This window comes from Corynebacterium sp. HMSC036D03 (assembly GCF_001836185.1).
Taxonomy (GTDB): domain Bacteria; phylum Actinomycetota; class Actinomycetes; order Mycobacteriales; family Mycobacteriaceae; genus Corynebacterium; species Corynebacterium simulans.
In genome coordinates this window covers 209,427-220,927 of the sequence record NZ_KV827729.1, presented here as the reverse complement: position 1 = coordinate 220,927, position 11,501 = coordinate 209,427, and the positions used below count along the sequence as shown (strand labels likewise).

At 58.1% G+C, this 11,501-nt stretch carries 12 protein-coding genes; 9 read left to right on the top strand and 3 right to left on the bottom strand.

Annotated features, from left to right (window positions below):
* Nucleotides 1–29: 29 nt before the first annotated feature.
* Together HMPREF2692_RS04250 and HMPREF2692_RS04245 are read left to right on the top strand one after the other, a co-directional pair.
* Complete coding sequence (locus tag HMPREF2692_RS04250; protein ID WP_070732928.1) at nt 30–455, top strand: hypothetical protein; 426 nt, start codon at nt 30–32, stop codon at nt 453–455.
* A 12-nt stretch (nt 456–467) separates the two neighbouring features.
* The gene (locus HMPREF2692_RS04245; protein ID WP_070732930.1) at nt 468–788 is read left to right on the top strand and encodes a winged helix-turn-helix domain-containing protein; all 321 of its coding nucleotides are present in this window, start codon (nt 468–470) and stop codon (nt 786–788) included.
* Here the strand turns inward: HMPREF2692_RS04245 and HMPREF2692_RS04240 are convergent.
* A complete protein-coding gene (locus tag HMPREF2692_RS04240; RefSeq protein ID WP_070822866.1) occupies nt 785–1,444 on the bottom strand; it encodes an ACT domain-containing protein in 660 nt (219 codons plus the stop codon). The two genes, HMPREF2692_RS04245 and HMPREF2692_RS04240, sit on opposite strands and share 4 nt — an antisense overlap.
* A 209-nt stretch (nt 1,445–1,653) precedes the next feature.
* On the opposite strand from HMPREF2692_RS04240, the gene gatC reads away from it, so the two are divergent.
* Both gatC and gatA read left to right on the top strand, forming a co-directional pair.
* A complete protein-coding gene (gene gatC / locus HMPREF2692_RS04235; protein WP_061922076.1) occupies nt 1,654–1,956 on the top strand; it encodes an Asp-tRNA(Asn)/Glu-tRNA(Gln) amidotransferase subunit GatC in 303 nt (100 codons plus the stop codon).
* Nucleotides 1,956–3,440: an Asp-tRNA(Asn)/Glu-tRNA(Gln) amidotransferase subunit GatA gene (gatA, locus tag HMPREF2692_RS04230; RefSeq protein WP_061922079.1), complete on the top strand. Its 1,485-nt coding sequence runs from the start codon at nt 1,956–1,958 to the stop codon at nt 3,438–3,440. The genes gatC and gatA overlap by 1 nt, the downstream gene beginning before the upstream one ends.
* 7 nt (nt 3,441–3,447) lie before the next feature.
* On the opposite strand, the gene HMPREF2692_RS04225 is transcribed toward gatA, so the two are convergent.
* Entirely contained in the window at nt 3,448–3,771 is a 324-nt protein-coding gene (locus HMPREF2692_RS04225) for a hypothetical protein (RefSeq protein ID WP_062044255.1), read from the bottom strand.
* Nucleotides 3,772–3,820: 49 nt separating this feature from the next.
* Between HMPREF2692_RS04225 and HMPREF2692_RS04220 the strand changes: the two genes are divergently transcribed.
* Nucleotides 3,821–5,209, top strand: coding sequence for a DHA2 family efflux MFS transporter permease subunit (locus HMPREF2692_RS04220; protein WP_070822864.1), 1,389 nt, complete (start codon nt 3,821–3,823; stop codon nt 5,207–5,209).
* A 10-nt stretch (nt 5,210–5,219) separates the two neighbouring features.
* Nucleotides 5,220–6,251 carry an ATP-dependent 6-phosphofructokinase gene (locus tag HMPREF2692_RS04215; protein WP_061922085.1) on the top strand — a complete coding sequence of 344 codons (1,032 nt, stop codon included), beginning with the start codon at nt 5,220–5,222 and terminating at the stop codon, nt 6,249–6,251.
* Between the two features lie 56 nt (nt 6,252–6,307).
* Here HMPREF2692_RS04215 and HMPREF2692_RS04210 read toward each other — a convergent pair whose 3' ends face one another.
* Nucleotides 6,308–7,117, bottom strand: a complete 810-nt coding sequence (locus HMPREF2692_RS04210; protein ID WP_070822861.1) for a DUF4261 domain-containing protein — start codon at nt 7,115–7,117, stop codon at nt 6,308–6,310.
* 144 nt (nt 7,118–7,261) lie between these two features.
* Here HMPREF2692_RS04210 and gatB point away from each other — a divergent pair, with 144 nt between their 5' ends.
* The 3 genes from gatB to HMPREF2692_RS04195 all read left to right on the top strand — a co-directional run bounded on the left by gatB (nt 7,262) and on the right by HMPREF2692_RS04195 (nt 11,500).
* Entirely contained in the window at nt 7,262–8,770 is a 1,509-nt protein-coding gene (gatB, locus tag HMPREF2692_RS04205) for an Asp-tRNA(Asn)/Glu-tRNA(Gln) amidotransferase subunit GatB (RefSeq protein WP_061922090.1), read from the top strand.
* A gap of 62 nt (nt 8,771–8,832) precedes the next feature.
* On the top strand, nt 8,833–9,885 hold the full coding sequence (locus HMPREF2692_RS04200) for an NAD(P)-dependent alcohol dehydrogenase (RefSeq protein WP_070456147.1): 1,053 nt from the start codon (nt 8,833–8,835) through the stop codon (nt 9,883–9,885).
* Nucleotides 9,886–10,051: 166 nt separating this feature from the next.
* On the top strand, nt 10,052–11,500 hold the full coding sequence (locus tag HMPREF2692_RS04195; RefSeq protein ID WP_070822858.1) for a YkvI family membrane protein: 1,449 nt from the start codon (nt 10,052–10,054) through the stop codon (nt 11,498–11,500).
* Nucleotide 11,501 lies beyond the last annotated feature (1 nt).

Sequence of the window (11,501 nt, the reverse complement as noted above, 5' to 3'; positions counted from 1 at the left end):
TCAGGTCAGAAGTAGTGAAGGGGTACGTCATGACACAGCGTTTTAGTGGTAGGAAATTGGGTCTTCCAAGTGGCCTGAGCGAAGCTGAGGGGTGGGGCTTCGTGAAGATTGGGTTAGCAACCGCAATTTTCCTAGTGGTGAATTTTCTTATAGACACGCAGGGGTGGGGAGCCTTAGTGCGTGTGATTTTGCTGTTTATATGGCTTGCTTGGGTGTGGCGCTTTCGCGATGAGCAAACCAAGAACCGTCGTGTTCACCCTCGGGGATTTGGGCGCATCTACGCATTGAGCGCAATCCCTCCGCTAGCGTTAGCCATTTTCGGGGGTTGGCTGTGGAATGGAGAGACAAACGATCTGGCTGATGTGGTTGTAGTCGTGATTGCCAGTGCTTTGTCCGTAGCTCCAATCACGCTTTTGGGTCTATGGTTTGTAAACCAGGCTCGTAAAAACGCATAGGGGGATAAAGCGATGGACTTATCGCAAGCGCGAAATGGCCTTGATGGAACGCTGCATTCTCCAGTGCGGTTAAGCATCCTTGGGGCGCTGAATTCAGTTGACTCGGTTGACTATCAGACGCTGAAGGATGCCCTTTGCGTCAGCTATTCGCTTTTGACAAAGCACGTTGGAGTCTTGGAACAGGCCGGCTTGGTAAAAGTGGATAAGCAATTTGTTTCCCGCACGCCGGTAACCAATCTAAAACTTACGAAACAGGGCAGGCAGCAATTTGAGGACTACCTGCTCTGTTTGGATAGGATTGTTCAGGGCTTGACGGCTGAGCCGATAGATTAGCGGAGGAAAGCACCCAAAATCGTGCCGAGATTGCCCAAGTGGTCTACCTCGGAAGCGAGGTAGTCCGGCCCGCCGACGCGGCCCATGACGATGACGTAGTTGGTGCCAACCAGTGGGGCTGCGGCCAGCGCGGAATCGAGAAGTGACCAGGACTCGGGGATCCAATCCTCGCGGTCTGGGTTCAAGATTCGGGCAGTGTCGACGTCAATGCTTTCGGGGATGGTGCCGTCGTCGGCGGGAGCGGCATCGGAGCCAACCACGCGGCTGATGGGGGCATTGTTGTTGATTACGATGGCCCAGTTAGAGGTAAGTGCCTTCGGGATTGCGGCGCATACTTCCTGCATAGCGGCGGTGACGTTCTTCTTGGAAGCGACGTCGGCAAGCAAGCTAATCTGGCCGCGGCGATCGACGCGGCCGCTGAAGGGGCGGATCGAATCGATATCGACGCCGTCGACGCCTTGGGCGGCGGTGATGATTTCATCGGCCATTGCGCCCTTGGGTAGCTCAATCACGATGTCATCCATGACTGAACCATCAGGGAAGTTTTCCACGATGTCGACGGATTCGATATTGGCGTCGACGTTGCCTAAAGCGTCCGCTAACTTGCCTAAGCTACCGGGGGTATCGGGAAGGAGGACACGGACGAGGAAGGACATTTTTAACTTTCGGTCGTAAGAATAGTTTTCACTATCGTACAAGCCCAATTCCACAGTGTTCAATAGAAATTTTCTGGAAAACCGGAATTAAATTCGCGTGTAGGTGATCGGGGACCGGTGCTGTGTCGGAACCTGTTCGTGCAGTACCATGGTGCGATAGCTACAAGCATGTAACCAATCACGTCTGTGTATTAAAGGATGGAGAACGCGTGTCTGAGATTTCGCGTGAAGAGGTCGCGCACCTGGCTAAGCTGTCGCGCCTTGCGCTAAGCGACGAAGAGCTGGAGCAGTTTGCGACGCAGATCGACAAGATTGTCGATTCCGTGTCTGCCGTGGGCAAGGTCGACGCCGAGGGCGTCGAGCCGATGTCCCACCCGCACTCCGTGGTCGCTCCGATGCGTGAGGACGTCATCGTGCGCACCCTGACCGCCGAGCAGGCCTTGGATCAGGCTCCGGCTGCCGAGGATGATCGTTTCGTAGTACCGCAGATTTTGGGTGGAGGAGAAGAATAATGTCGACTTTCATTGCACCTGAAGAAGGAATTTTAAGCCTTTCCGCTGCGGAGCTGGCGGATAAGATCCATTCCCGTGAGCTGACCTCCCGCGAGGTGACGCAGGCATTCTTGGATCGCATCGCGGAGACCAACGACGAGCTCAACGCATTCCTCTACGTCGGTGCGGAGCAGGCGCTGGCTACTGCCGACGCCGTCGATAAGGCGCTCGATGCGGGCGAAAAGCCGGCCTCCGCACTGGCTGGCGTTCCTCTGGCTCTGAAGGACCTGCTGGTTACTACCGACGCCCCGACTACCGCAGCTTCCAAGATGCTGGAGGGCTGGATGTCTCCTTATGACGCAACCTTGGTCACCAAGCTGCGTGAGGCGGGCATCCCGATTCTGGGCAAGACCAACTTGGACGAGTTTGCAATGGGTTCCTCCAATGAGAACTCCGCGTATGGCCCGGCACATAACCCGTACGACACCGAGCGCACCCCGGGTGGCTCCGGTGGCGGTACTGCTGCGGCTCTTGCGGCAGGCCAGGCGCCGTTGGGCATCGGTACCGATACTGGCGGATCGATCCGTCAGCCGGCAGCTCTGACCAATACCGTCGGCGTGAAGCCGACCTACGGCACGGTTTCTCGTTATGGCCTCATCGCTGCTGCTTCTTCTCTGGATCAGGCTGGCCCCACCGCCCGCACGGTTCTGGATACCGCGCTGCTGCATGAGGTTATCGCTGGCCACGACGCATTCGACGCAACCTCCGTGGATAAGCCGGTCGCGCCGGTCGTGGAGGCTGCGCGCGAAGGAGCAAAGGGCGATCTTACTGGCGTCAAGGTCGGCCTCATTAAGCAATTTGAGCGCGACGGCTGGCAGCCGGGCGTCATGGAGGCTTACCACGCAGCGGTAGAGCAGCTTAAAGAACAGGGCGCGGAGATTGTCGAGGTGGACTGCCCGCACTTTGATGATGCGCTGGCCGCCTACTACCTGATTATGCCGTGTGAGGTTTCTTCTAACCTAGCGCGCTTCGACGGCATGCGCTATGGCCTGCGCGAGGGCGACGATGGATCGCACTCCGCAGAAGAGGTTATGTCTTTGTCCCGTGCGGCGGGATTTGGTCCTGAGGTCAAGCGCCGCATCATGCTGGGCACTTATGCGTTGTCCGTGGGTTACTACGATGCGTACTACCTGCAGGCACAGCGCGTGCGAACGCTGATTGCGCAGGACTTTAAGAAGGCCTTCGAGAAGGTCGATGTCTTGGTTTCCCCGACCACCCCAACCACCGCATTCAAGCTGGGCGAGAAGGTTGAGGATCCGATGGCGATGTACAACTTCGACCTGTGCACGCTGCCATTGAACCTCGCGGGTGTGTGCGGCATGTCCGTGCCCGCCGGCATGGCATCTGATACCAACCTGCCGACGGGCCTGCAGATCATGGCCCCGGCCTTCGCAGATGACCGCCTGTACAAGGTCGGCGCTGCCTACGAAGCTGGCCGTAAGTAGCTAGCTTTTACTTCGCGTCTGAGAGGACGTAGGAAGCACCCGCGGAGGCCGCCGTTACGCTCAGCACGGCGGGCCACGCGCCAATCTTCTTGGCCAGCGGGTGCGAGGCGCCGAATGCGCCTACATAGAGCGCGGACAGGGCAGCGGTGGTAGCTGGGTTGGTCTTTTCCAACCAGCTGCGGCCGGCCCAGATTCCGGCTGCACCGAGGATGACGCCGCCCAACGGGCGAATGCCGGTCTCCTTGGCGCTGAGCCAGCCACCGATGAGGCCAAAGGCCACGGTGGTAGCAGTGGATACTTGCTGTGGTTTCTTGATATCGATCATTGCCATGTCGGCCAGTTTAGGCCCGTGTCCGTGGCTGTCGCTAGACTTCGCAGTCATGAATGTGCCCACTTTTGAAGCTGAAGGATTACCACCAGAGCGGCAGGCGTGGCGGGCGATGTTCGCCTTGTCGCTGGGCTTTTTCGTGTCATTGCTCGATCAGTCAATGATCGCAGTTGCTTTGCCCAGCATCCAGAAAGGGCTAGGCGCCTCTATCAACGAGGTGCTGTGGGTCTCGGCTATTTATTTGTTGGGCGTGGTCGTTCCATTGCTGTGCACGGGCCGCCTAGGAGACATCTTTGGGCAGAAGCGAATGTTCCAACTGGGCGTGAGTGTATTCGGTTTGGGTGCGCTGGCCTGTGCTTTAGCGCCCAATATTTCGGTTCTGATCGCCGCCCGTGCGGTGCAGGGTGTGGGCGCCTCGTTGCAGATGCCGCAGTCGATGGCTGTCATCAATCGCGTCTTTGCCCGCGAGCGGCGGGGACGTGCGCTTGGCGTGTGGGGAGTTATTGGTTCGGTCGCTTCACTTTTGGGACCTTTGCTGGGCGGATTCCTTGTTGGTGGCTTTGGCTGGCCGGCAGTGTTTTGGGCGCACGTTCCTTTCGTGGTTGCGGCAGTGGTGCTTTCGGCCATGTGGGTTCCGGCGCTTAAGACCACAGCGCGCAAGGTCGACGGCGTTTCTGTGGCGGTGTCCTTTATTGCTTTGAGCGCCCTCGTGTTCGGCATTCAGCAAGGCCCTGAGACTGGCTGGGATGGCTGGATTTGGGCACTGTTGGCCGTAGGACTCGCAGGTCTGGGAGCTTTTGTGTGGTTGCAATCTCGAGCTGGCAGCGAGGCTTTGGTGCCGCTGCGGCTTTTCGACGACCGCAATTACTCCGCGGGCAGCTTCGCAATCGTTGCTATGGGCTTTATGGCCGCGTCGATGATGCTGCCCATCATGTTGTGGCTGCAGCAAGACAAGGGGGTTGGGGCGGCAACTGCGGGAGTCATCGTGGCGCCGATGGCAGTGGTGTCTTTACTGATTTCACCGGTGGCTGGGATCTTGGCGGATCGCCTGGACCCGCGGCGGTTGGCGATTACCGGTTTCGTGATTATGACGGCGTCGTTTAGCGCGGCGCTCGTGGTGATTAACCTAGATTTCGGCGCGTGGTGGATGTGTGCGCCGATTGCTGTGCTGGGCTGCGGGCAATCCTTCATCTGGGGCTCGAATGCAGCGACCACTATGCGCGACGTACCGCCGGATCTAATGGGGGCTGCTTCGGGCGTGTACAACACCTCGCGCCAGGTGGGCTCGGTCCTCGGCGTCGCGGCAGTCTCGGCCGCACTTCAGGTGGCGGGTATTTCTGCTGCACTTTTCGTCATCATAGCGGTGCTTGTAGTCGGTGGGCTGGCTTCCTTAAGCTTTCGGGACACCCTGCACGGTGCGAGCGAAATTATGAGCGGGTAAGTTGGAACTCATGCGCCTTGCTGTACTTACCTCCGGCGGCGATTGCCCCGGCCTGAATGCTGTTATCCGCGCGGTTGTTCGCACCGCTTCCAACGAATTCGGTTCCACAGTCGTGGGCTACGAAGACGGTTGGGTAGGCCTGATGGAAGATCGCCGGCGAGATCTTTATGACGACGCCGAAATCGATCGCATCCTGTTGCGTGGCGGAACCATTCTGGGTACTGGCCGTCTGCACCCCGATAAGTTCAAGGCTGGTCTGGATACCATCAAGGCAAATATGGAAGACGCTGGCGTTGACGCGCTCATTGCCATCGGTGGCGAGGGCACGCTAAAGGGCGCGAAGTGGCTGTCCGACAATGGAATTCCGGTCATTGGTGTACCAAAAACTATTGACAACGACGTTAACGCCACCGACTACACCTTCGGTTTCGATACGGCAGTTTCCGTCGCGACCGATGCAATTGACCGTCTGCACACCACCGCAGAGTCGCATGACCGCATCCTCATCGTGGAGGTCATGGGCCGTCACGTGGGCTGGATTGCACTGCACGCGGGCATGGCTGGTGGCGCGCACTATACGGTCATTCCCGAGGTGCCTTTCGATATCGCCGACATCACCAAGGCGATGGAACGCCGTTTCCAGATGGGCGAGAAGTACGGAATCATCTGTGTGGCTGAGGGGGCGTTGCCGAAGGAAGGCACCATGGACTTTGAAGAGGGCGGAGTTGATCAGTTCGGTCACCAGACCTTCAACGGTATTGGCCAGGTTATCGGTGACGAGATTAAGAAGCGCACCGGCTACGACGTGCGTACCACGGTGCTAGGGCACATCCAGCGTGGCGGTACGCCGACTGCTTATGACCGTGTGCTTGCAACGCGCTACGGAGTCCATGCCGCTCGCGCCGCTCACGATGGCAAGTCGGGCATGTGCGTGGCGCTGCATGGCGAGAGCATCGACCTGGTTCCGCTGGAAGAAGCCGTGGGCAAGCTGAAGGTTGTTCCGCCGAAGCGTTATGCCAACGCCCAAGCGTTGTTTGGCTAGATAGGACGCATATAAAAAATGTCACCTCGCCTGTGAGGTGACATTTTTCGTTTTGCCTAGAAATGGATGCGAAGGGCGGGCACGTCGGCGTCGACAATCCACGGCTCCGCAGTGATGCGAATCGGGGGTTCGCCCTCCGCGAAGGCCATGGTGTCGCCATCCTTTAAGGTCGCGCCTTGTTGGGCGTAGTCAGCAATGTTGGCAAGCATGGAGTACAGTTCGTCGGGGCTGCCCTGGAAGTCGCGGATCTGGAGTTCTGGGTGGCCGAGCATGGGCATGCCCAAAGTATAGGCCTGAAGGCCGTTGTCGTCCTGTGCCACCCAAGTGGACGCGAGGTAGTGCGCGGGCAGCTTATCGGCCACAGCTTCAACGTAGTTTTCCGTGCTCTCGGCCACGCGGCCCACGGAGTTAAGGACCGCAATTGCGCCGGGAGTCTGGGCAATTGCCGACGTCGCAAGGCCTAACGTGACCAGCTGGTGCAGACGGGCCTCGCGGGGGTTCTTGATGAGTTCGAGGCGCTCGTTAGAGGGGAAGACGTTGATAAGGACCATGCACGCGATGTCCTCCCAGCCTGCAGGATCGCCGGACAGAATTGGGTGCTGATGGAAGGATGGATCACCTTCAAGGTCTGCTCGAGTTGCTGCGGCCGGAGTAAACGCGAGGGCATACTCGTCGTTGATTTTTACGACCATGGACTTCTCCGATTTCTCCAGCGGTCCGAGGTTCTTGCCGAAGGCTTGTGTAATCATGGACTTCATCGCTTCGGTATCGGGCGCGCTGTCGAAGAACACGAGGGAGGTGGCCAGAGACGTGACGAGGCCATAGTCAACAGCGTGTGGGGTTCCTTGCGGGGAAGCGGTGGTCATTGAGGGCTCCTTAGCTGTTTGTGGCTTGCTTTCGCTGTAGTTTCGCTTTAGTTATGCGGTGGTTTCGGGCGCACGCCGCGTAACCGTATCGGCCATCATAGGGGAATGCATGCGCGTTCGTGGCTTCATACTAAGATGGCACCCATGACTGCTGCGATTTATGACCTGATGGACTACGACGAGGTCCTAGAGAAGTTCGAACCAGTAATGGGTATGGAAGTTCACGTCGAGCTCAATACCCAAACCAAGATGTTTTCCACATCGCCGACGAACTTCAACGCAGCGCCGAACTCGAACGTCGACCCAGTGTCCTTGGGCCTGCCAGGCGCACTGCCGGTAGTCAACTCTGCCGGCGTCGAGGGCGCAATCAAGATTGGTCTTGCGCTCAACTGCAAGATCGCTGAGTCTTCTCGGTTCGCGCGCAAAAACTACTTCTACCCAGACCAGCCGAAGAACTACCAGATCTCTCAGTACGACGAGCCGATCGCGTACGACGGTTACCTGGATGTCGTTCTGGAGGATGGCACCGAGTGGCGCGTTGAGATCGAGCGAGCACACATGGAGGAAGACACCGGCAAGCTGACTCACATCGGTGGCGCTACCGGCCGTATCCATGGTGCGACGAGCTCCCTGGTGGACTGTAACCGCGCCGGCATCCCGCTCATCGAGATCGTTACCAAGCCGATCATCGGCGCTGGCGAGCGCGCTCCTGAGGTTGCCAAGGCTTATGTTTCCGCTTTGCGCGAGCTGGTTGCAGCCCTCGGTGTTTCTGATGCTCGCATGGACCAGGGCTCTATGCGCGTTGACTCCAACCTCTCCCTGCGCCCGGTGGGCCAGGAGGAGTTTGGTACCCGTACCGAGACCAAGAATATTAACTCCCTGAAGTCCGTGGAGCAGGCAGTGCGCTTCGAAATGCAGCGCCAGGCCCAGGTCATCACCGATGGCGGCGAGATCGTCCAGGAGACCCGCCACTACCAGGAGGCGGATGGTTCTACCTCCAAGGGACGTCCAAAGGAGACCGCTGAGGATTACCGCTACTTCAACGACCCGGATCTGCCGCCGGTTATCGTTTCCCGCGAGTGGGTGGAAGAGATCCGCAAGACCTTGCCGGAGATGCCATGGATCCGCCGCGCTCGCATCCAGGAAGAGTGGGGCTTGAAGGATGAAGAAATGCGTGACCTCGTCAATGCTGGCGCGCTTGATCTCATCGTCGCTACCGCTGAAGCTGGCGCGAAGCCGGATGAGGCACGTTCCTGGTGGGTTTCTTACCTGGCGGGTAAGGCGAACGAGGCCGGCGTGGAGCTTAGCGCTCTCGATATCAGCCCGGAGCAGGTCGCGCGCGTTATCGCATTGATTAACGAGGGCAAGCTGACCAACAAGTTGGCGCGCCAGGCTGTCGACGGCGTCTTGGCGGGCGAGGGTGACGTTGACGAGGTCGTCGCTAAGCGCGGGCTCGAGGTTGTGCGTGACGACGGCGCGATTGAAGCTGCTGTTGACGAGGCTCTTGCCGCTAACCCGGACATCGTGGAGAAGTACAAGGCTGGCAACACGAAGGTCACCGGCGCCATCGTGGGTGCCGTCATGAAGGCCACCCGCGGCAAGGCAGACCCAGCGCAGGTTAACAAGCTGATTGCGGAGAAACTGCAGGGTTAATTGAGTTTTGGGAGCCATTTTCATTAGGCGCCGGTAATGAAAACAGGCGTAGGGTGGTTCTCATGCCAATTAAGACTAAAGCACTTCAGAAGACCTCTCCCGATGCACCATTCAAGGTCGTGGAAATCGAGCGCCGCGACCCGCGCGAGGATGATGTAGTTATCGACATCAAGGCCGCGGGTATCTGCCACTCTGATATCCACACCATTCGTAATGAGTGGGGAGAGGCTCATTTCCCGCTGACCGTCGGTCACGAGATCGCCGGAGTTGTCTCCGCGGTGGGCGAGAACGTCACCCAGTTCAAGGTTGGTGACCGCGTCGGCGTCGGCTGCCTCGTCAACTCCTGCGGAGAGTGCGAGCAGTGCCAGGCCGCTATGGAGCAGAACTGCTTGAACGGCAACGTTGGCACCTATAACTCTAAAGACGTCGACGGGACCATCACGCAGGGTGGCTACGCGCAAAAGGTCGTTGTTAACGAGAATTTTGTTCTGCGCATTCCAGACGGACTCGACTTCGACGTTGCCGCACCGCTGCTGTGTGCAGGCATCACCACCTACTCACCCCTAGCGCGTTGGAACGTCCAGGAGGGGGATAAAGTAGCCATCGTCGGTCTCGGCGGCCTGGGCCACATGGGCGTCCAGATTGCTGCGGCAAAGGGCGCAGACGTCACCGTGCTCTCCCGTACCTCACGCAAGGCGGAGGAAGCGAAGAAGCTTGGCGCACACCGCACGCTCGCAACCTCTGAGGAAGAGGACTTCTTCAAGAACCACCGTGGTGAGTTCGATTTCATCCTCTCCACGATTTCGGCGCAGTACGATCTTGAGGGCTACCTTGGGCTGCTGAAGCCACGCGGCATTATGTCCGTGGTTGGCCTGCCTCCGGAGGCAATGTCGCTGAAGCTCAGCCGAATTGTTGGCGGCGGTAAGGTCCTCACGGGCAACAATATCGGCGGCATCGCCGAGACTCAGGAGATGCTCGACTTCTGTGCGGAGCATGGTTTGGGTGCAGTCATCGAGAAGGTGGACGTAGACGAGGTTGACGCAGCTTACGATCGCGTGGTCGAAGGTGACGTCAAGTTCCGATTCGTAATTGATACCGAATCGTTTAATAACTAAATACTTCTCGGGTTTCCACAGGTCCGGGCGCTTTTCTATCGAGCCTAGTTTTCAGGTTTTAAAGGATTGGCGCTCGGGCGTTTGTGATTTGCGGGCTAGGCTTGCGTACTCTTGATCGAGGCTATCGTTTATTAAATCGTCTAATAAGTAAGGCAATCAGACACACGTGTCTACCAAAAATATTCTGTCCATTTCTTTGTCCTTCGTGGGACTGCTCGTCGGTGCCGGCTTTGCAACCGGCCAGGAAGTCGTGCAGTACTTCACGTCCTTTGGCCTATCTGGCGTGTGGGGAATCATCGTTGCTGGCATCGTAATGACGCTGGCCGGCACAGTCTTCCTGCAGTTGGGTAGCTACTTCCATGCCTCAGAGCACAACCAGGTATTCCGTGAGGTCACCCACCCAATCGTTTCCAAGTGCCTCGATGTGGCCGTTATCTTGACCTTGTTTGCGGTCGGCTTCGTGATGTTGGCAGGCGCAGGTTCCAACCTAGAGCAGCAGTTCGGCTGGTCGGCTTGGGTGGGCTCACTGCTCATGCTCGTCATGGTCATGGGTGTGGGCATGCTCGACGTCAACAAGGTCTCGCAGGTCATCGGTATGCTCACGCCAACCATCATCATCGCGGTTTTGGGCGTTGGCATCTACACGTTGATGAACATGCCCGCTGATCCGGGTGCCGCTATCGCAGCTTCTGCTGAGATCGAGTCTCCGATCTCCAACTGGTTGGTTTCAGCGCTCAACTACAACGGCCTAGCTCTGATTCTTGCGGTGTCCATGTCCCTGGTTATCGGTGGCGATAACATCAGCCCGCGCGAAGCAGGCTGGGGCGGCGTTGTCGGCGGCTCTCTCTATGCGGTCCTGATGGGAATCGCAGGCTTTACGCTGCTGATGAACACCGATATGCTCGGTGACTCTGACATTCCGATGCTGACCTTGGTTGACTCCATCCACCCAACTCTGGGCGTCATCATGGCAATTATCATCTACCTGATGATCTTTAATACCGCTATCGGCATGTTCTACGCGCTGGGCAAGCGTCTGTCCGCTGGCCATGAAGACCGTTACCGTCCGATCTTCCTGGCGGGCTGCCTGGCAGGCTTTGCGGTTTCTTTCGCCGGCTTCAAGACTCTGATGCAGTACGTTTACCCGGTTCTGGGTTACATTGGCTTCATTCTGGTGGTCATCTTGGCCGTTGCGTGGCTGCGTTCCCTTGGCCAGATCCGGGATGAGGGCATGCGCCGCGAGCGCATCCGTGCCCTGATGCACCTGAAGCTGCACCCAGATAAGGAATACGACGCTGCTCGTTACGATGACGAAATCGGCCAACACATCGTTGACTCCAACATGGAGGACGAGACACTGTACGAGGATCTGGCGACCGAAGTTGCAGAGAGTCTAGACGGTGACGAGGAGGTCGACTTCGATAAGGGCGAGTGGGAAGAAAACCGCAACGAAGCGACCTACTACACCGAGCGCGATGCAGTCGAGACTGACCGCTCTGAAGAAGAAATCAAGGCGTGGATTGAGGAAACCGGCGCTACCGGTGACCCAGAAGAGGACGAGGAGCTTCCTGCCGAATCTGGCGAGGCCAAGCCCTTCACGCCAAACAGCAAGTAAA

Excerpts from the sequence above, each read along its gene's own strand:
- HMPREF2692_RS04250 (WP_070732928.1), top strand. The coding sequence starts at position 30 with ATGACACAGCGTTTTAGTGGTAGGAAATTGGGTCTTCCAAGTGGCCTG.
- HMPREF2692_RS04245 (WP_070732930.1), top strand. The coding sequence starts at position 468 with ATGGACTTATCGCAAGCGCGAAATGGCCTTGATGGAACGCTGCATTCT.
- HMPREF2692_RS04240 (WP_070822866.1), bottom strand. The coding sequence starts at position 1,444 with ATGTCCTTCCTCGTCCGTGTCCTCCTTCCCGATACCCCCGGTAGCTTA.
- gatA (WP_061922079.1), top strand. The coding sequence starts at position 1,956 with ATGTCGACTTTCATTGCACCTGAAGAAGGAATTTTAAGCCTTTCCGCT.
- HMPREF2692_RS04225 (WP_062044255.1), bottom strand. The coding sequence starts at position 3,771 with ATGGCAATGATCGATATCAAGAAACCACAGCAAGTATCCACTGCTACC.
- HMPREF2692_RS04220 (WP_070822864.1), top strand. The coding sequence starts at position 3,821 with ATGAATGTGCCCACTTTTGAAGCTGAAGGATTACCACCAGAGCGGCAG.
- HMPREF2692_RS04215 (WP_061922085.1), top strand. The coding sequence starts at position 5,220 with ATGCGCCTTGCTGTACTTACCTCCGGCGGCGATTGCCCCGGCCTGAAT.
- HMPREF2692_RS04210 (WP_070822861.1), bottom strand. The coding sequence starts at position 7,117 with ATGACCACCGCTTCCCCGCAAGGAACCCCACACGCTGTTGACTATGGC.
- gatB (WP_061922090.1), top strand. The coding sequence starts at position 7,262 with ATGACTGCTGCGATTTATGACCTGATGGACTACGACGAGGTCCTAGAG.
- HMPREF2692_RS04200 (WP_070456147.1), top strand. The coding sequence starts at position 8,833 with ATGCCAATTAAGACTAAAGCACTTCAGAAGACCTCTCCCGATGCACCA.